General features: G+C 36.2%; 16 protein-coding genes, 1 tRNA gene and 1 pseudogene. 15 read left to right on the top strand and 3 right to left on the bottom strand.

Going from position 1 to position 20,313, the window contains the following annotated elements; translation table 11 throughout:
- The first annotated feature begins 98 nt into the window (after window positions 1-98).
- The 12 genes and pseudogenes from P9X27_04850 (at window position 99) to P9X27_04905 (ending at window position 14,254) form a co-directional block, all read left to right on the top strand.
- Window positions 99-275: pseudogene (locus tag P9X27_04850) on the top strand (DUF4215 domain-containing protein).
- A gap of 531 nt (window positions 276-806) precedes the next feature.
- A complete protein-coding gene (locus tag P9X27_04855; protein ID MDP8253712.1) occupies window positions 807-1,472 on the top strand; it encodes a CPBP family intramembrane metalloprotease in 666 nt (221 codons plus the stop codon).
- An 8-nt stretch (window positions 1,473-1,480) separates the two neighbouring features.
- Window positions 1,481-2,278: a prolipoprotein diacylglyceryl transferase gene (locus P9X27_04860; protein MDP8253713.1), complete on the top strand. Its 798-nt coding sequence runs from the start codon at window positions 1,481-1,483 to the stop codon at window positions 2,276-2,278.
- A gap of 2 nt (window positions 2,279-2,280) precedes the next feature.
- Window positions 2,281-2,490, top strand: coding sequence for a hypothetical protein (locus P9X27_04865; GenBank protein ID MDP8253714.1), 210 nt, complete (start codon window positions 2,281-2,283; stop codon window positions 2,488-2,490).
- Window positions 2,491-2,776: 286 nt separating this feature from the next.
- Window positions 2,777-4,009: a MiaB/RimO family radical SAM methylthiotransferase gene (locus P9X27_04870; protein ID MDP8253715.1), complete on the top strand. Its 1,233-nt coding sequence runs from the start codon at window positions 2,777-2,779 to the stop codon at window positions 4,007-4,009.
- A 94-nt stretch (window positions 4,010-4,103) separates the two neighbouring features.
- Complete coding sequence (dprA, locus tag P9X27_04875) at window positions 4,104-4,964, top strand: DNA-processing protein DprA (protein ID MDP8253716.1); 861 nt, start codon at window positions 4,104-4,106, stop codon at window positions 4,962-4,964.
- A gap of 130 nt (window positions 4,965-5,094) precedes the next feature.
- Window positions 5,095-7,053 (top strand): type I DNA topoisomerase, encoded by a 1,959-nt coding sequence (gene topA / locus P9X27_04880; protein ID MDP8253717.1) that lies wholly within the window; start codon window positions 5,095-5,097, stop codon window positions 7,051-7,053.
- A 31-nt stretch (window positions 7,054-7,084) separates the two neighbouring features.
- Window positions 7,085-7,954: a tyrosine recombinase XerC gene (gene xerC / locus P9X27_04885; protein MDP8253718.1), complete on the top strand. Its 870-nt coding sequence runs from the start codon at window positions 7,085-7,087 to the stop codon at window positions 7,952-7,954.
- On the top strand, window positions 7,929-9,221 hold the full coding sequence (locus tag P9X27_04890; GenBank protein MDP8253719.1) for a glycosyltransferase N-terminal domain-containing protein: 1,293 nt from the start codon (window positions 7,929-7,931) through the stop codon (window positions 9,219-9,221). The genes xerC and P9X27_04890 overlap by 26 nt, the downstream gene beginning before the upstream one ends.
- A complete protein-coding gene (gene lpxK, locus P9X27_04895) occupies window positions 9,218-10,264 on the top strand; it encodes a tetraacyldisaccharide 4'-kinase (GenBank protein MDP8253720.1) in 1,047 nt (348 codons plus the stop codon). Before P9X27_04890 ends, lpxK begins: the two co-directional genes overlap by 4 nt.
- On the top strand, window positions 10,209-12,143 hold the full coding sequence (locus tag P9X27_04900; GenBank protein MDP8253721.1) for an ELM1/GtrOC1 family putative glycosyltransferase: 1,935 nt from the start codon (window positions 10,209-10,211) through the stop codon (window positions 12,141-12,143). The genes lpxK and P9X27_04900 overlap by 56 nt, the downstream gene beginning before the upstream one ends.
- Window positions 12,140-14,254, top strand: coding sequence for a glycosyltransferase (locus tag P9X27_04905; protein ID MDP8253722.1), 2,115 nt, complete (start codon window positions 12,140-12,142; stop codon window positions 14,252-14,254). The genes P9X27_04900 and P9X27_04905 overlap by 4 nt, the downstream gene beginning before the upstream one ends.
- 17 nt (window positions 14,255-14,271) lie before the next feature.
- Here the strand turns inward: P9X27_04905 and P9X27_04910 are convergent, their stop codons facing one another.
- Window positions 14,272-15,339, bottom strand: coding sequence for a glycosyltransferase family 9 protein (locus P9X27_04910; protein MDP8253723.1), 1,068 nt, complete (start codon window positions 15,337-15,339; stop codon window positions 14,272-14,274).
- Window positions 15,340-16,437, bottom strand: a complete 1,098-nt coding sequence (locus P9X27_04915) for a glycosyltransferase family 4 protein (GenBank protein MDP8253724.1) — start codon at window positions 16,435-16,437, stop codon at window positions 15,340-15,342.
- A 68-nt stretch (window positions 16,438-16,505) separates the two neighbouring features.
- Between P9X27_04915 and P9X27_04920 the strand changes: the two genes are divergently transcribed.
- Together P9X27_04920 and P9X27_04925 are read left to right on the top strand one after the other, a co-directional pair.
- Window positions 16,506-17,099 carry a DNA-3-methyladenine glycosylase gene (locus P9X27_04920; protein MDP8253725.1) on the top strand — a complete coding sequence of 198 codons (594 nt, stop codon included), beginning with the start codon at window positions 16,506-16,508 and terminating at the stop codon, window positions 17,097-17,099.
- Window positions 17,100-17,123: 24 nt separating this feature from the next.
- Entirely contained in the window at window positions 17,124-18,104 is a 981-nt protein-coding gene (locus tag P9X27_04925) for an RsmB/NOP family class I SAM-dependent RNA methyltransferase (GenBank protein ID MDP8253726.1), read from the top strand.
- Here P9X27_04925 and P9X27_04930 read toward each other — a convergent pair.
- Window positions 18,097-19,953, bottom strand: a complete 1,857-nt coding sequence (locus P9X27_04930) for a hypothetical protein (protein MDP8253727.1) — start codon at window positions 19,951-19,953, stop codon at window positions 18,097-18,099. The genes P9X27_04925 and P9X27_04930 overlap by 8 nt on opposite strands.
- Window positions 19,954-20,093: 140 nt before the next feature.
- On the opposite strand from P9X27_04930, the gene P9X27_04935 reads away from it, so the two are divergent.
- Window positions 20,094-20,168, top strand: a tRNA-Glu gene (locus P9X27_04935).
- Window positions 20,169-20,313: the final 145 nt, after the last annotated feature.

The following is a 20,313-nucleotide window of genomic DNA, read 5'->3' on the forward strand; positions in this document are numbered from 1 at the left end:
CAGGTCCGGGAGATAAACGTTGTATGACAGACGGTAGTGGAGTCTGTTCAATAGATGGTGATGGTGCAGAGTGTGCTATCGATGAGGATTGTCCATATTGTGGAGATGGTACAAGAGATGCAGGTGAACAATGCGATGATGGTAATACTAGGAATGGAGATGGCTGTAGCAGAACCTGCCGTACAGAACCTTACTGCGGTGATGGTACAAGAAATGCAGGTGAGCAATGCGATGATGGTAATAACAGCAACGGAGATGGTTGTAGTTCAACTTGTCGCACAGAATTTGAACCACCGGATGACGATAATGATGGTGATGACGATGACCCAACGGAAATCGGGGTGTATAATCCTTGGACTGGCGAGTTAATAGAAGGGAGATCTTTTGACGAAGATGATGTTCTTACTAGGCGGCCGACATGGCAAGAGTCTCAGGATAATGGTACATATATGACTTTCACAAATCCTGACACAGGGGAACTTAATTATGTTGCCATGAGTGATACATCTACAACTAATGGCAATGGACTTCCGCAAACATATCCAGGTTTTCCGGAAGATGCTTTTGATACCAGGGATGATCGTGACGATGATCCTGTTGATGACGATGATCCTGATGATGACGATGATCCTGTTGACGATGATCCTGTTGACGATGATCCTGATGACGATGATCCCTTTGATGATATTGTTGATGCTATTGAAGGTGCATGTTATGGCAGTTTTCTTACAGGATTATTTATGTTAATGGGACTATTAGGAATAGGTATAAAGAAAATAATATTAGTTTTAACTAGAAGGTAGCATTTGTTTAGAATAGATTCTTTATGTAGGTATAAGTTTGTTGAAGTTCTGGCAGTTTTACTAAGCTTTGGAATAGGTGTGTTTATCTATTTTTCTCCTTTTCAAAAATTTAAAATTTTAGCTATTCTTTTTTTGCTAGTTTCTGTCTTATGTTGGTTCTATGCTATTTTTTGGTATCAACCAATGTCTTTAACAGATTATGGGTTAAGTTTAAAAAATTTATTAAGAAATTTGTTTTTTGCAATTATAATTGCAATAGGCGGGTATATCTTATGGTTGGGCTATATATACATAACCCAACGGTCGGTCTCTTTACCTAGATATGGAGGGAGCCTACTAGTAGTTTTTTCCTTAATAGCGGTTCCTTTGTTTGAGGAATTTTTATTTAGAGGATATGCTCAACATCGGTTAAAGGGCGTATTATCGCCTTTATTTCGCGTAGTGTTAATTTCAATTATGCTAGCGGGATATAAATGGGCTATTCATTTTTTTCAAATACACTCCTTTCTACAATTTTGCGATATTGTTGTAGTAAGCTTCATAGGCTCTTTAGTGTGTAGCTATGCTTTAGAACAGACGGAAAGCTTAATTACACCGATAACAATACACATTATATGGGATTGTTTATTATACATTTCTCTACCTGCATTGCCTTGGTGGATGATATGATATAAGATATGTATCCTGTACTTTTTAAGATAGGGATAATTAAAATTTATTCTTTTGATGTAATGCTTCCATTGGGCATTATTGTGGCGTGTCTTATTAACCTTAGGCATCTCATATTACTCCGCAAGAAGAGTTCTATCGACTCCATTAAAAATTTACTTACTACAAGACAAATGATTGCTCTATATTTTTACACCTGGCTTTGGAGTATGATAGGAAGCTGGTTGTTAGGTATTGTTTGGGGTATTTTAATCAATCCGTATTATCGTTCTAATATTAATGAATTGTTACGGCCTGGATCGGTATCTTTAATTTCTTTTGGTGGATTTATTGGCGGTATTTTAGCAGGTTTTTGGTATTTTAAAAAAAACAATCTGCCAGCGTTACGCAATTGGGATCTAGTAATTGTTTATCTACCGTTAATTAGGGTTATTCATAGAATAGGATGTTTTTTAAATGGATGTTGTAAAGGAAAACCAACTCAAATGGCCATTGGTGTTTATTATCCCTGCAATAATATAACTTCATACCATCCATTTCCATTATATATGGCAGGTTTTCTTATGCTTATTTTTTTGGTTTTACGTTCTATGCGTAAAAAAGATTATCCAGATGGATTTTTACTATATTTTGCATTTATGTTTTATTTCGTAGGTAGATTTTTTATTGAATTTTTTAGAAGTGAAGATTATTTTGTAAGAGTAATATCTGTTACGATGACACAAATAAGCTGTATTATTGGATTTGTAATATTTTCAATTCTGTTTTTAAAAATAATAAAATTATACAGTAAAAGGAAGATATAATTATGGTTAAAATTCATATTTTTTTAATTTGTTTTGGATCAACATTGTTACCCAATATAGTTTTTGCCAAAATAGACTCTTCTAAAGAAATTGATATTCTAGAAATAAGCAAAGCATATATTTCTGAAATATTTATTGAGCAGGATTTGGTCGAAGGTAATGATTCAGGAACATTTGGTAGTATAGTTAATAAGATTTTTTCTGTTCCTTAATAGAGGTTTGTCTTGCTTACAATAGGTGTAGGTGGTGGTATAGCAGGATATAGGGTAGCAGATCAACAGATTGAAAAAACAATGTTAAAACAGTGTTTATCAATGAGATAGAAGGTATTGGTGAGTTAATAATCTCTTTAGGTGTAGTTAGAGAAAATGTATATTTAAGATTATTTTGTCTGATAGCGATTAAGGTTGGGGGTGTAGCTCGGTTGGAAGAGTATCTCGTTTGCAATGAGAAGGTTAAGGGTTCAAACCGTTTCACTTTGAATAATCATTTGAGTATATGAATGTTTTTTATTTAAAGACGTTTGGTTGTAAATTAAATCAATATGAATCCCAGTTGATTAGAGAGAATTTAGCTTTAAATGAATGGTCTGAAACAGATGTATTAATCAAAGCAGATTATCTTTTAATTAATAGTTGTGCTGTTACAAGTGATGCTGTAAAAGAACTTAGAAAATTTATCCGTTTTACAAAGCGCAAGAACCCAAATCTTAAAGTCTTGGTTTTAGGTTGTCTTGTTGATTTGTATCCAGAGCAGTTAGATGACATAGATTCTCTCAAGCTGTATTCTAACAAGGAGAAATTTGATTTATCAGGCGAGTTATCTTTTATTAAAGACAAGATAGAAGGATTTAAAGGCCACACCCGTGTGTTTGTGAAGATCCAGGATGGTTGTAAAAATAGATGTAGCTACTGCTCCCCTTCAATAGCTAGGAGTGAGCCTTATTCTAGAAATCCAGACCTTATAATAGCTGAAATTAAAAATCTGCTTGATAATGGTTATAGAGAGGTAGTTCTTACCGGTCTCTGTCTTGGCTATTTTGGTAATGATATAGATTTTGAGCTTATTGAGTTGCTAGGACGCATTGAAAGATTGAATTATGATTTTAGATTTAGGCTCAGCTCTGTAGAGCCACAAGATGTAAATGATAGTTTAATTGCTTTTGTAGAAAAGTCTAAAAAAATGGTGCCCCACCTCCATCTACCTTTACAGAGTGGTTCAGATAAGATTTTAAAACTAATGAATAGAAAATATGATGTAGAATATTTTAAAGGCTTAATCTTAAGGTTAAAAAGAATAGATAATTTTCAATTCTCAACTGATGTTATAGTGGGCTTTCCTCATGAAGAGGATAGCGATTTTTACAATACTTTAAATCTATTAGAGCAGTTGATGCCGATAAGGGTTCATATTTTTCCTTTTAGTCCAAGACCAGCTACTTTAGCATATGAATTAGATAATAAGATTCCAGTAGATGTTATTACAAACAGAAAGAAGATTGCACAAAAGAAATGTAGTGAGATTGTTTTAACTAATATTAGAAATCAGATTAATCGAAAAGTCAGAGTTTTGTTTGAGCAAGAGCATAATAAATATTGGTTTGGCTATAGTGAAAATTATATCAAGGTTAAGTATAGAGATTCTGGAGATTGGGCTAATAAGTTTGTCAATTTAATGATTACAGATGTTGATGAGGATAAAGAGATTGCCATCGTAGAATCCATTACTTAGATCTATCTATAAATTTCAGGTAAGTTGTAGGACTTAATATTTTAGTTAACACATTGATTTGACTTAATTTTAATTAACTGTTATATTTCAAAAAATGGAAGATAAAGAATATCTCATAGCTTTAAATATGATTGAAGGTTTAGGGTCAATCAGGATAACTAAACTACTGAACGGTTTTAATAGAGCAGAAGATATCTTTCAGTCTAGTGAAAACCAATTGCAGAGCATAGCCGGTATAGGTAGAGAACTTTCTTTACGAATAAAAAGCTTTAATATCAAAGCCTTAAAAGAGGAGCTAGAGCTTTGCGTGAGAAAGAATATTACAATTGTATCTATATTGGATAAAGATTACCCAGAAGACTTAAAAAATATACCGGATGCACCTATTGTTCTGTATGTTAAGGGCGTATTGGATAATTTGGGCTTTAATGTCGCAGTAATAGGCTCAAGAAAAGCAAGCCCCTATGGTTTATCAACAGCAAAAAGGTTATCTGGGCAATTAGCTTCTCTAGGCGTGACTGTTATATCAGGGATGGCAAGAGGGATAGATAGTGCTGCCCATAAGGGAGCGTTAGAGGTTGGGGGTCGAACAGTCGCTGCTCTAGGTTCAGGTCTGCTTAATATCTATCCTCCTGAAAATATTGAACTTGCAAAGCAGATATCTAAAAATGGTGCAGTAATATCAGAATTTCCTTTGAGAACTGCTCCTTTGCGTGAGAATTTTCCGCGCAGGAATCGGATTATCTCTGGCTTGAGCAAGGGTGTTATAGTAGTTGAGGCTGCTCTTCGGTCGGGAGCTTTAATTACAGCAGATCTTGCGCTTGATCAGGGTAGAGATATCTTTGCTGTTCCTGGAGAGGTTGATTCACCCACATCTTGTGGGACAAACTATCTTATCAAACAGGGGGCTAAGCTTATTGATTCGGCAGAAGATGTATTAGAAGAGTATAATTAAAGAATAGTCAGCATGTTGATTGAATCTTTAGAAAGAGTTTATGCAGACTAATAGGTTTGAATAGATTATTGCGTAGTTTAAAGATTAAAGGTATTATTAGGGACAACTTAAAAGGATTATATAAGCTAAAATGAAGAAAACGAGTTTAGTTATTGTAGAATCACCTGCAAAAGCAAGGACTATCCAGAAGTATCTGGGTGACAAGTTCCTTGTACGGTCTTGCATGGGCCATGTCAGAGATTTACCTAAAAGCAAGATGGGTATTGATTTAGAAGATGGATTTCAACCTCATTATATAATAATATCTCAAAAGCGAAAGATAGTTAATGGATTGAAAAAAGATGCCAAAGGTAAAGCTAATCTCTATCTTGCTTCTGACCACGATAGAGAAGGAGAGGCTATCAGCTGGCATCTTAAGCATATATTAGCCGAAGGTAAGAATACATACCGGGTTGTATTTCATGAGATTACAAAAGAGGCGATTAAGGCTGCTTTCGATAATCCTCAGAATATAAATTTAAGTAAGGTTGATGCTCAGCAGGCCAGGCGTATATTGGATAGAATCGTAGGCTATAACTTAAGTCCGCTTCTTTGGAAGAAGGTTGGAAAGGGATTAAGCGCAGGAAGGGTTCAATCTGTCACTCTGCGTCTTATTGCTGAACGTGAAAATGAGATTAAGAGCTTTGTTCCTCAGGAATATTGGGAGTTAGAATCCGACTTAAAGAAGTATCACAGTGAAGAGAGCTTAAAAGTCAAACTTGCTAAAGTACATGGCGAGAAGCCCGACTTAAAGAATAAAGATGTTGCAGAGAAGATATTCAATGACCTAAAAGAATCCGATTTTATGGTAGATGCAATAAAAGACAAAGAGAAAAAGCAGAATCCTCCGGCTCCCTTTACGACCAGCACTTTACAGCAGGAGGCATTCAATAAATTAAAATTTTCTGCCAATAAGACTATGTTCCTATCTCAACAGCTCTATGAAGGTATAGATATAGGAGAAGAGGGGCCCGTTGGCTTGATAACCTATATGCGTACCGATTCATTTAATATTGCAGAAAGTTTTATATCTAATATTAGGGAGTATATCCCTCAGAATTTTGGCAATGATTATTTACCCGATATACCTAAAAAGTATAAGAAAAAAGGTCGTTCTCAAGCAGCTCATGAAGCAATAAGGCCGACATCTATCAGCAGGTCTCCGGACGAGGTGTCTAGATGTTTAACACATGATCAGCTGCAGCTATATGATTTAATCTGGAAGAGGACTCTTGCATCTCAGATGAACTCGGCTAAGCATATGGCCCGGTCGATAGATATAAAGGCAGAATATTGTGTATTTAGAGCAAACGGAAGAAAACTTATCTTCGATGGCTATACTGTTTTATATTCAAAAGATGAGATTGACATGCTGCCCGAGCTAGAGGAGGGTGAGAAGCTCAAACTAATAGAGCTTATTCCTTCCCAGCATTTTACAAAACCCCCTCCAAGATATACTGAAGCTTCTTTGGTAAAAATCATGGAGGAGAAAGGTATTGGAAGACCTTCTACCTATGCGCCTACTATTCAAATATTGGCCGTTAGGGATTACATCTACAAGCGCTCTGGTCAGTTGGTTCCTACGGATTTGGGCATGATTGTGATAGAGCTTCTGATAAGCCATTTCCCTAAAATACTCGATGTCGATTTTACAGCACATGTAGAGGAGGATTTAGACAGAATTGAAGAGGGAGAGGTTCAGTGGAATAGTGTAGTGGCTAAATTTTATCAACCATTCTTGGAGCAGCTAAAAGAGGCTCAGGATAAAATGCGCAGCGTGAAAGGTGAAGTTATTCAAACAGATGAAGTTTGTGAAATTTGCAATAAACCTATGGTTGTTAAATGGGGAAGAAACGGACGTTTTCTAGGTTGTTCCGGTTATCCGGAATGTAAAAATTCAAAAGCTATTACAACCGGAGTAAAATGTTCTCAAGAAGGATGCGATGGTGAGCTTGTTAAAAAAAAGAGCGGTAAGGGTAGACTATTTTACGGCTGCAGCAGTTATCCAAATTGCACATTTACCAGCAGCAGGCTGCCGGATAATTCTTGAAACCATTATCTTTTAATGGGTGAAAAAATAAATGATAGAAGAAGAGAAGTTTTTAAAATATCTGAGAATAGAGAGAGAGTTTTCTTATTATACTTTAAAGAGTTACACGGAGGACCTAGGTATATTCAATCAGTTTTTAAACAATAAGAATCCTAAAGAAGTTACATACCTTGATATCAGAAGATTCATAGCATACTTAAGAACAAAAGGGGATGCAAAGAGAACTATTTCACGAAGGCTCTCATGTCTTAGAAGTTTTTTTAAGTTTCTTATTCGGGAAGGCCAGATTAAGAAAAATCCTATGCTTGCAATAAGCGGGCTTAAGCTGGACAAGCCTTTGCCCAAATTCCTCTCTTATCAGGATGTTAGTCATCTCTTAGATAAAATAGAGAGAGGAGATTGTTTTACAATAAGAGATGCGGCAATATTAGAGACGGTCTATTCAACCGGCATAAGGGTAAGCGAATTGGTCAATTTGAATACCGCAGATATTGATTTTATATCTGGAGTCTTGAAGGTTTATGGAAAAGGTAAAAAAGAGCGGCTTCTTCCTGTGGGCGGGAAAGCATTAAAGGTCGTTAAGCTGTATTTGGATAAGAGAGCCCTTTTAGGGCACGGCTCTAAGAGTGCGCTTTTTTTAAATAAGAGAGGAGGAAGAATTACAGAGAGAAGCATTGGAAGAATTATTAAAAAATATGCTTTAAAAGCCGGCATAAATGTAGATATATCGCCCCATACTTTGCGTCATACTTTTGCTACTCATCTTCTAGACAGAGGTGCTGATCTTAGAAGTGTTCAGGAGCTTCTTGGCCATGCCAGCCTATCTACAACTCAAATATACACACATTTAACTTTAGAAGGATTAAAAAGGGTTTATGAAAAAAGTCATCCCCGGGCTTAGCTTTAAACTGGCTTTAGATATCTCATACTTTTTGTTTCTGCCATTCGTTCTGGCAATCTACATCATAAGAGGTAAGTATCATTCTGGATGGCTGGAGCGGGTTTTGTTTGGCCGTTGGAGAAAGATTATCAAAGAACAGGATAGGTTGGTCTGGATACATGCAGTAAGTTTAGGTGAGGCAAGAGAGGCTGTACTTTTATATCGTAAGCTAAAAGAGGAGAGATCTAATTACAAGTACCTTTTAACGACAGTAACAGAAGTTGGCCAGAAGTTTATAAAGCAACATATAGATAGAGAGGATTACAGCACTTATCTTCCCCTTGATTTTTCTTTCTTGATTCGCCGTATTCTCAGTCATCTTAAAATAGAGCTGGTGTTGATATTAGAGACAGAACTTTGGCCTAATTTTATAATAGGTTTAAAAGAGCACGGTATTCCTGTAGGGTTGATTAATGCCAGGATATCTAAGAAATCTTTTCCCCGCTATAAGTTGATCAAGGCTCAGATTAGAAAAGTCCTAAACCAGCTGGATTTTGTGTCTAGCAGCGGCGATATGACAACTTTAAGGCTTGCGTCCCTGGGGTTTAAAAATAGAGAGTATATTTTTGAAGGCAATATTAAATTTGATTTAAACGCACCTTTAGTGAAAAGAGATTCTCGTATAGAAGATTTGAGCCGTATTTTGAAACAGAGCAACAGCAAGCTTTTTATTGCTGGAAGCACGCATGGAGAGGAGAGCATATTTTTATCTCAGTGTTTCTTAAAGCTTAAGGATAGCTACCCGGATTGGAGATTTTTGATAGCCCCCAGACAGTTGAAAGAGCTAGAGATCCTAAAGAGTTTTTTAAGAGGGGAAGGTTGTAAATGGAGTCTTTTCTCTTCCGGTTTTCAAGCTGAGACCGAGCAGGATATATATATAATGGATGAGGTCGGTTACCTACCAGCCCTGTATAATTTGTCTGAAGCTGTATTTGTTGGAGGAAGTCTTCTCTCTTATGGAGGTCATAATATTATTGAGCCAGCTGTTTTTAAAAAACCAATTCTTATAGGTCCTTATTATCATAATTTTAAAGAGATTGTGAACGAGTTTTTAAAAGAAGAGGCGGTATTAGTGGTTAAAAAGGAGGATCTGCTATCCTCTATGGAGAAAATATTTTCTCAGCAGAACTTGAGAGAGATGTATGGCCAAAGAGCCTTTAGAGTTGTAGAGAAAAATAGAGGCGGTTTAAAAAAAGTAATAGATTTTGTTTGTTCAAAATATATATGAAAGCAGCATATGAGAAAAAATATTTAAAAATCATATTTTCTGATAGTAAAAGGTATTTTATATTATTTTTCTTGCTAAGATTTCTCTCTCTTCTCTATGGTGCTGTTATTGCAATATTGAGGCGTAGAAGGAGCAAGCATAGGTATAAGTCTAAAAAGCCTGTTCTATCTATTGGGAATATAACCTGGGGCGGTACTGGTAAGACTCCACTTACAATAGAGCTTGGTAACTATATAAAATCTGCTGGGTTTAAGTTAGGCGTTATTCATCACGGTAGAGCAGCAGGAGATGAAATTACTCTTTTAAAGCAGAGTATCTCTGGTGCTAGAGTTCTCCAGAGCACTTCGAAGTTAGCTGCATTGATGGAATTAGAGAGAGATAGCGAGATAGAGATCATTCTTATAGACGATGGGTATCAAAATTGGAACATTGTAAGAGACTTAAATATACTCTGCCTTAACTTTAAAAACCCTTTTGGTAATGGGTTTTTAATTCCAAGAGGCAGCTTGAGAGAGAGATGTTCTGCAATTAGCAGGGCAGATATTATAATGATTAATAAGGCTAGGGACCAAGAGGATTTTATTTATACCTCAGATATTAAAAGACATAATTCTTATGCACCTTTGATCTTTACAAGATATAATGTTAAAGAGTTGTACGATGTCTTTAACCAGACTCAGCTCTGCATGCAGGATATCTCCGGAATAACAGCCAGTTTTATTACTGCAGTTGCTGACCCTGAGTATGTGAAGGCGGTTCTTATAAATATGAATCTAGATATTAGAGATGGATTTATCTATCCGGATCATCATGTTTTTAAAGAAGAAGATCTGGTTTCAATAAAGGATAGTATTGCAGATGATGTTAAAGCGATATTTATTACAGAGAAAGATTATGTAAAGATTAAAGATAATTTAGAATTTGCCAAAGATGTTTTTAGTGATAAACTTTTAATCCTCTTTAAAATAGGATTGGAGTATCTGGATAATGAAAAAACGCTTTTTAGAAGACTGGATATTTTATTGGATAGCCTTAGCGGTTAAAGGTTTTTTCAGCCTTTTCCCTTACCGCCTAGGAGTTGGATTTGGAGCAGGAGTTATATACCTGCTATCGTTTTTTTATAGCCGCAGGTTTGACGTTGCATATATGAACTTAAAATCTGCTTTTCCGCATAAAGATCCTACTGAGATAAGATGGTTAATCAGGCGCTCAATATTAAATCTTGGGTTATCTTTCATGGAGTTTATCTTATCGATTAAACTAAATAAGGAGAGCTTGAGCAGCTTAATAGATTTTAAAGGTAGGGAGAATTTAGATAGAGAACTTGGCTCCGGCAAGGGTATTATCTTGCTTACGGCACATTATAACAGCTGGGAAATTCTTCCTTTCTTAAGCGCTATTTTAGGGTGCAGCTGCCATGTTATTGCGAGAGAGCAAAAATATGCCAGGCTAAATATGCTTCTTAATAGATACCGTAGCAGGTGGGGCTCCATTGTCGTTGAGAAAGGGTTCAGTCTTAAAGCAATCTTTAAAGCCTTAAGAAGAGCCGAGGCTATAGGAATTTTAGCTGATCAGAGCGCTGGCAAGAAAGGTATTCAGGTCAAGCTGTTAGATAGGTATGCTTCCACGAATCCAGGATTTGTCTCTATTGCAAGGTCTACAGGGTCTGTTGTTATACCTGTTTTTTTAAGAAGGAAGAGCCTCTTTAGGCACGATATGGATATCTATGCCAGTATGGATTTAAATAAACTAGATCAGGAGGTGTTATCTGATTACAACAGAATACTTGAATCCTATATTAAAAAGAATCCAGAACAATGGCTTTGGTTTCATAAAAAGTGGAAGTACTCTTTAAATAAAAAGATACTCGTTCTTTCTGATTCTAAGCCCGGTCATTTTAAGCAATCTCGAATGGTTGCCGGTAGACTGAAGAGATTGCTTCAAGAAAAAAATATTGCAGAGTGGGGCTCAAGCGATACTAGTTTGATAGCTGTATCTGAAGTGGCTGTAAATTGGAGAAATCGTTTTTCAAAGAGCCTATTGCATGTTCTAGGGATGATCTGTTCTTCTAAAATGCAGGGTAGGATTGGTTTTTTAAAATGGTTCCTAGATTCTAAAAGTTATAAAGCCCTCATAAGAGATAAATATGATTATATAGTAAGCGCGGGGTCCTCATTAATAGCGTTAAACATTTTTTTAAGTATAGAAAATAAGGCCTTTAACATTCATATCTTAAATCCAGGAATTTATAAGAACAGATTTAAGCTATCTCTTGTTCCAGAGCATGATAAGGTGGAAGGAGACAATGTTTTTTATTACCGAGGGGCACTTGCTGAAAAAACAGAATTAGAAAAAAACGATGCAAAACAATATCTTGAAAAGTTGAACCTAGACCCAGATGCTCTAAAAGTAGCAGTTCTTATAGGTAGCAATTCTGGTAGATTGAATATGTTTGAGGATGTTAAAAGATTAATGTCTCGCATTGATTATTTAAGCAAAAATAAGAGTATAAATCTTTTAGTAACTACTTCAAGAAGAACATCTAAAGCGCTAGAAGTTTTTTTAAAAGATTATCTCTCTTCAAAAAGCTATCTCAAATCTCTTGTTATAGCTAATGAGTATAATCCGTCTGGAGCATACAATGCTATGCTTGATGTTTCTGATCTAGCCTTTGTAAGTGCAGATAGCATATCGATGATATCAGAGTCTTTGGCTTTTGCGAAGAAAACAGCAGTCTTTGCAGGCGCTAATATTAAAAGAAAGAATCAACGTTTAATCCAGAGATTAAAAAAAGAAGGTTACATCGATTTTGTGGAATCTCAAGATCTAGAGAGCATTGATTTAGACTGTTATAATAATGAAGAGACAAAAAGTTTAGATAATAACGCCAAGATAGATAGTGTTTTAGAAGGAATATTATGAGAGTACTACAGATTTTACCAGAGTTAAACCTCGGGGGGGTTGAAAAAGGCACTGTTGAGTTAGCCAAGCACCTTGCTCTTAATGGCCATTACCCCATAGTTATCTCTAATGGAGGAAAACTAGAGAGAGAGCTGCAAGAGTTTGGAGTTAAGCATTATAAATTACCTGTAGATAAGAAATCCTTAAGTACACTCTTTCTTTTGCCTAAGATAGTTAAAATTTTAAAGAAAGAGCAGGTAGATATTATTCATGCAAGATCACGTGTTCCTGCCATTATTGGTTATCTTGCTTTCAAGCAATACTTTGCTGAGGTCAGCATTGCACGGCTATTAACACATGTCCCCTCATTTATTACAACTGCACATGGTTATTATAGTACTCATGTTCTAAGCCGCATAATGGCAAAGGGCAAGATTGTCATATCTCCAAGCAAGGTAATAGCTAAGCATATGGTAGAGAGCTTTAATGTCCCTCTAGATAGAATAAGATTGATACCCAGAGGAGTTAATGTATCCGACTATGATTTTATTCTCCCAACAGATAAAGATTGGCAGCATCCAGTCTTTGCAATAATTGCAAGACTTACTCCAATAAAAGGCCATGTTGAATTTATTAAAGCTTTTAGAGAGGTTCTGCATTATAAGCCTTTTGCCAAGGCTTGGATTATTGGTGCCCCTTCTCCGGGTAAGGAAGGTTATTTAAAAGAGCTAGAGCTTTTAATCAAAAGGTTCGGCCTTAAGAATGCAGTTGATTTTTTAGGCCGAAGGTATGATATCCCAGCTTTACTTAAAAAGGTAAATGTAGTTGTGCAGCCTTCTAGAATACCAGAATCTTTTGGCCGAGTTATAATAGAAGCTCAAGCAGCTGGAACAATTGTTGTTGCTAGCTCGCTTGGAGGCTATAAAGAGATAATAGAGGATAACAAAACCGGATTTCTTGTCCCGGCTCAAGATGCAAAATCGCTTGCAAAGTGCTTAATAAAAATAGCGAAGAGTCGCAATGGTTGTGATGAAATGGCTAAGGTAGCCAGAGAAAAGGTAGAAAACAATTATAGCTTGGACAAGGTTAACAGAGGCATAGTCGATGTTTATGCAGAAGCAATTAAAAGTCTTACTATACTGATCATTAAATTCGGAGCCTTAGGAGACGCAATACTCTCTATTCCAAGTATTAAAGCTTTGCGTAAGAAATTTCCAAATGCAAAGCTATGTCTTCTCACAACATCCGCAGTGGCTGATATTTTTAAAGATTGCCCTTATATGGATAAGCTGTTGATATACCCTAGTACATATTTTAAATACTGCGGTTTATTTCGCTGCATCAAAAACATCAGAAAAATAAATCCTGATATCTCTGTCGACCTACAGCACAACAAGCTCTCTCGGCTTATTGCATTTTTTTCAGGAATATATCAAAGGTATGGCTTCTCTAATTCTAAATTATCTTTTCTGCTCAATAAAGCGCAGAGGCTGCCTAAGATGCCTCTGCTTCCTGTTGAACATCAAGAGCATCTTTTATCTAAGCTCGGAATAAGAGAATTAGATAAAGAGTTAGAACTTTGGGTCGACAAGGATGCCTTGGGCAACATAGATAATTTTTTACAAGCACATTGGATAAGTAAGAAGCAGCCTTTGGTTGCGATAAATATTGCAGCTAGCAGCAGGTGGTCTTCTAAGAGATGGTCTCTTGGCAAAGTAATTGCTTTAATTGATGAGCTTGGATCTCGCAATATAAGATCTGTAATAACAGGTTCTACTTCAGATAGAGAGGCAGCGTTGCAGATTATGAAAAACTGTAAAAATAAACCTATTGATGCGGTTGGCAAAACAGAGCTGCTTTCTTTGATAGCATTAATAAAAAGATGTAACCTTCTTCTTACTCCTGATAGTGCACCTTTACATATCGCTGCCGCTGTTAAAACTCCAGTCCTCGGCCTTTTTGGCCCTACCGATCCTCGCAAGCACTTACCTTCGGGTGAAGAGGTTCATTTTATTTGGAAAAAGGATTTTTGTACCCCCTGCTATAAGTCTAAATGTCACCGTAATCCGACCTGTATGCAGTCTATTACTGTTCAGGAAGTGATGGATAGAATCCTAAAGATTTTAGGGTAATACAGCTATTGCTTTATTTAAGATGATAGAGCCTGTTTAACTACTTGCATTACTCTCTCAGGACTGATGGAATCTATACAGCTGTAGTTAGTGCAATTAAAGTTATAACAGGGTAGACTACAATCTTTATGTCTCTCCCCTTGGAGTACTTGGTATTTGCCGCTCAAAGGTCCAGTCAACCTTGGATCCGTAGCGCCGTATAGTCCGACACAGAAAGGGATCTTGTATTTTTGAATTCCTGAGAGAGGCTTTAAGGCGCATCCAATATGAAGAGGACCTGAATCTCCAGATATTAAGATATCTGAGAATAGAAGAGCCCCTCCCAATGTTCCTAATGTTGTTAATCCTGTAAGGTTAATAATATTATTATGATTAGATGAAAAGGCTTGTTCAATTTCACAACCCAGATGTATTTCTTGCTCATTGCCTATGATAACGATCTTTATTTGAGAGTTATAGTTAAAAGCAATCCGGATAAATTCAATGTAGCTTTTTATCGGCCACTGTTTAGGTGCCCAGTTAGCTCCGGGGTGAATGGTGATTATTTTATCAGCAAGCGGATTAATATTCCTTGCCTCCAAGAGAGCAGAAGCTTCCTTGAATTCTTTAGGAGCTACATAGAAGTCATACTCTAAACCACATTCTTTATATCCTAAGGCTTCTGCCAAATTTAAAAAATATTGGGCTTTGTGTAAACTATCTTTCGCTACCGCTGTAATTTTATCTGTTAAAAGCAGAGAGGTTTTTTTTCTATGGTAGCCTGCTCGTTCTGGTACTCGGGAAAAGACAGTTAGGGATAATTTAGTCAATGATCTATGCAGGAAGATTGCTTTTTGGAACCCGCCTCTATGGATATAGCGTATTGTTTCTATTTTTGCATTCAATCCTTTATGGCTGTTGCGTTCATCAAACTCTATGATTTCTTCTATTAGCGGATTGTGTTCCAACATTCTCTTGCATCTGCCAGGAAGCATAGTTGCTAAATATACTTGTTTTTCTCCCCCATGTTTGATTGCTCTTAAAGCAGGTATAGAAAATAGAACATCTCCTAACCAATTAGAATTAACTACTAATATTTTATCCATCTATCCTTTTAAAGTCTCTTTATATACGTCTAAAGTAGCTTCAACAGTCTTTTTTATATCATAGTTTTTCGTTGCTATGTTCTGAGCCCTTCTGCTCAGTAGTTCCCGTTTTTTACTATCATAATAGAGTATCTCTACTGCTGCTGTGAATTTTGCTATATCTAAAGGGGGGATCAATATTCCACAATCACCGTTATTTAAAATTTGAGTTATTTGCGAGACTGAACTGGCAATTATTGCTATCTCCATAGCCATAGCTTCTAAGAGTACTAAACCGAAAGGTTCTTCGCGAGGGGTGAAACAGAAGATATCCATACAGCGAAGAGCTGGTCGAATATCTTTTACCCCTGATATAAAGATTGCATGATCAGACAAACCATAGCTGGATATTTTAGCCTCCAACTCTCTCTTGTATGAGCCTTCTCCGACTAAAAGGAGTCTTAATTCCGGCATCTTTGGTCTTAATACATTTAAACCTTCAATCAATAATTCTTGTCCCTTTATCTTCTCTAGTCTTGAGATGTTTCCCAAGATAAAACTTTTTTCAGGAAGCCCTAGTTGTTCACGGGCCTGCTCTTTTGTTTGTGAGTATGATGAAAAATTTTTACAGTCTACCCCGTTGTATATCGTGTTTATTTTTATAGCAGGAATTTTTAACCAGCTGGTTAGGCGGTGAGTCGTCTGATCGCTTACTGCAATAGCTTTTCTTCCAACAAAAGGGAACAACTTGCGACTTAATCTGTTTTTGTAAATCCCATGTACTGTACTTATTTGAGGTATATTTAGTTTTTTAGATAACCAATAACCTAACACTGAAGCAGTGCGAGTATGAGTATGGATTAGATCCAGTTCTTCTTTCTTAAAATAGTTTTTAAGTACTCTGAGACTTTTAAAGATTTCTGCACTCAGTATGGATTTAGTCTTTAATGGAATAAATATATGTTTTGCTCCAGCCGCCTCTATCTCTTTAAGAAGCACCCCACCTGTACTAGCAATATATACAGATATACCTCTAGATGTTAATCCCGAAGTTAGATCTAATATATGGCGTGTTATCCCCCCTAAATTAAGGTGTTTGGTTATAATAAGTATTTTCATTTTTCCATTATAACTAAGGATTAGTTAAACTGGAAGTTTAAAGCCCCCGAGAGTATAATGTTAAAACTATGGAGCATTTGGAAGAAAAGTTTTTTCAGAGACCGGCTAAAAAAGTTGCCCAAGAGTTATTGGGGCAATATTTAGTTAGAGAGCACCGCGGTGTTAGATTAGTTGTAAAGATTGTCGAGGTGGAAGGATACTTAGGAGTGAAGGATAAGGCTTCTCATGCTTATGGAGGCAGACAAACCAAAAGAAATAGCGCTATGTATCAGAGAGGCGGCGTGTTCTATGTCTATAAGATATATGGACTTTATCATTGCTTAAACGTTGTTACGGGTATAAAAGATGCTCCGCAGGCTGTTCTAATAAGAGCAGTTGAACCTATAGAGGGGGCTGAGCAGTTACAAAAAAACAGAACTACAAAGACTGACAACAAAAACCTTACCAATGGTCCAGGTAAGCTTACTCAGGCTATGAAAATAGATTTAAATTTTAATTTTCAGAGCGTAGAAAATAAAGAGCTCTATTTTTTAAAAGGGGAAAAAATTAAAATAAATCAGATAATAAAAGCGCCAAGAATAAATATAGACTATGCAGAAGAGTGCAAGGATCTACCGCTAAGGTTTTATCTAAAAGGAAACAGGTTTATATCTGCTAAGTAATATCTATGCCTAAGGGGGAATTCTTTGTCTTACAGTGAAGAGCTTGAAAAATTACCGCCTAAGTTTGTTGAAAAGCTGTCTAGGCTTTTTGCTCCTTCTCTTTTTCAGCGGGTTGCTAGGACGTTTAACATTAAGCGTCCTCATACTTTCAGGGTGAATACAATTAAAATTGATCGTCTAACATTGATGTCTGAATTAAAGAAAAAAAATATTAAGGTAAAGAATGTTAGCTGGTATAAAGATGCTTTTATCTTGCTTAAGCCGGAGCTGAACAAATTTGCTAAGACAGACCTCTACTTCAACGGTAAAGTTTATGTTCAGAATCTGTCCAGCATGTTGCCGCCCCTCATTCTTAAGCCTAGCAGTTCTGATTATGTCTTGGACTTGACCGCAGCACCGGGGAGCAAGACAACTCAGATGGCGGCTATGATGGGAAATAGAGGTAGAATTTTGGCTTTTGATAAGGACCCAGTCAGGTTTGAAAAATTAGCAGCTAATCTAAGGTTTCAAGGTGTTGTGAATACGGAGCTGGAGAATGAAGATGCGATTGGTATCTGGAGAGATCATTTTGAGGAGTTTGATAAAATTCTCTTAGATGCTCCTTGCAGTGCAGAAGGCAGGTTTAATGTTTCAAAAGCTAAGACATATCGTTATTGGAATCAGATGAGAGTTAAACGAATGGCTAAAAAACAGAAAAGTCTTATAAGGACTGCTTTTGAAGCTTTAAAACCAGGAGGACTATTGCTCTACTCTACCTGCACTTTCTCCCCTGAGGAGAATGAGTCTGTAGTGAATTATTTAATTAGAAAATATCCTGCTTGCTGTAAGATCGAGCCTGTAAATTTAGGGATTAAAAATATCTTGCCTGCGCTTGGCTCCTGGAATGGTGTTGATTTTGCCAAGGGTATTAAAAATTGTATTAGAGTTATTCCCGGTGAACTTATGGAAGGATTCTTTATCGCACTCCTACGTAAAATCAAATCCCCTAACGAGTGCTCTAATTAAGTATAAGATTTTGTAGTAGTCTATTTATACTTGCAGGCACAAGAGTGTATTTAGGATTCTCTATAGTTCCAGTTATCTTGATTTTATGGAAGAACTCTTGAACCCCTAAGGATAAGATTTTTCCGATCTTGCTAAGAGGAGAACTTGATTCTTCCTCGCTCTCTTCTTGTGGAAATTCAGTTATTAAAGTTAGGTCGAGGTCACCCGCTGTATTCATAGATCCAGATAGCATAAGATTAACATGGTCTGAGATTAAAACAGACTCTGGACTTTGCAGCGTTAGATTCTGAAAGTTTAAACTACCCTTGCCTTGAGTGAAAGATATTTCACTCAATCCCGGCTTATTTATTAAAGAAGCTATTTGAGATAGGAACTTAAATCTGCCTAAATTACCTTCTCTGAATCCCCATTTACAGGCTCCCAGTATCGATCCTAAATCTTTTAAATCTCCTTTTATAGCCGAGTTAGCGGATAATAATGCATTGCCGATATCTTTATCGAAAAATGGTTGAATTAATTTTTCAATTTCATAATTTTTAATGTATATATCAAGTTTAAAAGGAATTTGGTCTTTGATGGTAAAGTTTCCCATTGCCTGGATAGAGCTTGCTCTATCGCCTAGGAAAAAGTTTTCTATAACGATATTTTTATTGGTCATTTTCAAGTCTAGGCTGCCAGATTTAGCAATTATGTTCTTATCATAAGACGTATCACTTAGCACTAAATAAGCATCAGCGGTTAATATTTTATTTTTAATGTTATATCCTAGGTTAAAACCTTCTATTTTTAGATTAGACTCTATCTTGTCAAGGTAAGAGTTTTTTGGTGTATCTATATAGTCAAACACTGTCTTAATGTCGGTTGAACCTTTGCCGGTTAGCTGCAAATCCTGAGCATCAATATCGTAGTGCCCGTTTATGTGCAGCATGGCTCTATCTTTATAGATACTCGTCTTAAGATTTACTGCATTTGAGATTTTTCTTATTTCGCCAACAGAATGAAAAAGCTCACTCACTATGTTAAAATTAAATGTAGGGTGCATCTTTAAATTAGTAATATCTGCTGTTCCCTGCCAAGCGATATCATTATTTGTGAATTTTAAATCAGTTATCTCTATTTTCTCTAGGTCGGTCTCTACGGTTAATCCCCCTTTTTCTATAATAGATCTGTTCTGTTTAGCATCCAATATGTCAAAGTCGTTAACCGATACAATCAAAGACGGGGTTTGATTGTTTAACATATAGTCGGCATTCACTTCAGATGATATCAATTCAAGAGTTGGTAAATTTAATTTTAGATGCTTTATGTAAAGGTTGGCTTTTAAGTCTACATCTTTCCCAGGAACTGATTTTAGAAATAGGCTGGCTTTGCAGAGTCCTTCTAAGCCTTTAAGATGACTTGGCAATTCAATTTTGCCTATATTTGAGGCAATATTAAGTAATTTTTCAATAGGCTCTTCGGATGTTTCCAGAGAAAGCAGGAAGTTTTTAGTTTTGATATCGTAGGCAGAATCAATGATATTGAAATCAAGACTGTATTTGCCTGCTTGTATTGTTCCTGAGCCTGTAGCTTCACCTTGTTTGTCTATCAATGCCATTAGGTTTGGACGTATGCTAAGATTGTAGATAAGTATGGTCTCTTTCTGGTAGCTTATCTCTATCTTTGGAAAGATTACTCTGAATATGACAAGTTTCGGTTGCTCTATTTTAAAGCTACAGAGAGTATTCTCTAAAAGGTATTTTTCTAAATTAACAATTGCATTGGGCAAAAGGTGCTTTTGAAGATAAATATGCCCAGATATAGCAATTATTAAAATAGAAATAACTATAAATATTGTTACTTTTTTCATCGCAACCAATCTAGCGCAATCTATCTCTATGTGCAAGAGCAATTCTATCAAATAAATGCAGGGCGATAACAAAGCATCTTTGCATATATATAACTTGAAATTTTAATATTTTTAATATATTGTTATAAACTTATAGATAAGGCCCTATCGTCTAGCTCGGTCTAGGATATCGGACTCTCATTCCGGCGACACGGGTTCAAATCCCGTTAGGGCTACTTAAATCAGCAAGTGTGTTGTTTGTAAAGAGAGATAGGAGGAGAAGTATGAACCATACAGGGTGCCCGGTTTTAAATGACATCGAAAGTTATTATAAGGGCGAAAAGATATTAGAGAATAAGTATGGGTTTTTTGCTGATAACG

The organism is Candidatus Kaelpia aquatica, from assembly GCA_030765335.1.
In the GTDB taxonomy this organism is placed as follows: Bacteria; Omnitrophota; Gorgyraeia; order Kaelpiales; family Kaelpiaceae; genus Kaelpia; species Kaelpia aquatica.

What these genes read in the sequence shown, in the direction of transcription:
- P9X27_04860 (MDP8253713.1), top strand. Translation starts at nt 1,481, where the DNA reads ATGTATCCTGTACTTTTTAAGATAGGGATAATTAAAATTTATTCTTTT.
- P9X27_04865 (MDP8253714.1), top strand. Translation starts at nt 2,281, where the DNA reads ATGGTTAAAATTCATATTTTTTTAATTTGTTTTGGATCAACATTGTTA.
- P9X27_04870 (MDP8253715.1), top strand. Translation starts at nt 2,777, where the DNA reads ATGAATGTTTTTTATTTAAAGACGTTTGGTTGTAAATTAAATCAATAT.
- dprA (MDP8253716.1), top strand. Translation starts at nt 4,104, where the DNA reads ATGGAAGATAAAGAATATCTCATAGCTTTAAATATGATTGAAGGTTTA.
- topA (MDP8253717.1), top strand. Translation starts at nt 5,095, where the DNA reads ATGAAGAAAACGAGTTTAGTTATTGTAGAATCACCTGCAAAAGCAAGG.
- xerC (MDP8253718.1), top strand. Translation starts at nt 7,085, where the DNA reads ATGATAGAAGAAGAGAAGTTTTTAAAATATCTGAGAATAGAGAGAGAG.
- P9X27_04890 (MDP8253719.1), top strand. Translation starts at nt 7,929, where the DNA reads ATGAAAAAAGTCATCCCCGGGCTTAGCTTTAAACTGGCTTTAGATATC.
- lpxK (MDP8253720.1), top strand. Translation starts at nt 9,218, where the DNA reads ATGAAAGCAGCATATGAGAAAAAATATTTAAAAATCATATTTTCTGAT.
- P9X27_04900 (MDP8253721.1), top strand. Translation starts at nt 10,209, where the DNA reads ATGAAAAAACGCTTTTTAGAAGACTGGATATTTTATTGGATAGCCTTA.
- P9X27_04905 (MDP8253722.1), top strand. Translation starts at nt 12,140, where the DNA reads ATGAGAGTACTACAGATTTTACCAGAGTTAAACCTCGGGGGGGTTGAA.
- P9X27_04910 (MDP8253723.1), bottom strand. Translation starts at nt 15,339, where the DNA reads ATGGATAAAATATTAGTAGTTAATTCTAATTGGTTAGGAGATGTTCTA.
- P9X27_04915 (MDP8253724.1), bottom strand. Translation starts at nt 16,437, where the DNA reads ATGAAAATACTTATTATAACCAAACACCTTAATTTAGGGGGGATAACA.
- P9X27_04920 (MDP8253725.1), top strand. Translation starts at nt 16,506, where the DNA reads ATGGAGCATTTGGAAGAAAAGTTTTTTCAGAGACCGGCTAAAAAAGTT.
- P9X27_04930 (MDP8253727.1), bottom strand. Translation starts at nt 19,953, where the DNA reads ATGAAAAAAGTAACAATATTTATAGTTATTTCTATTTTAATAATTGCT.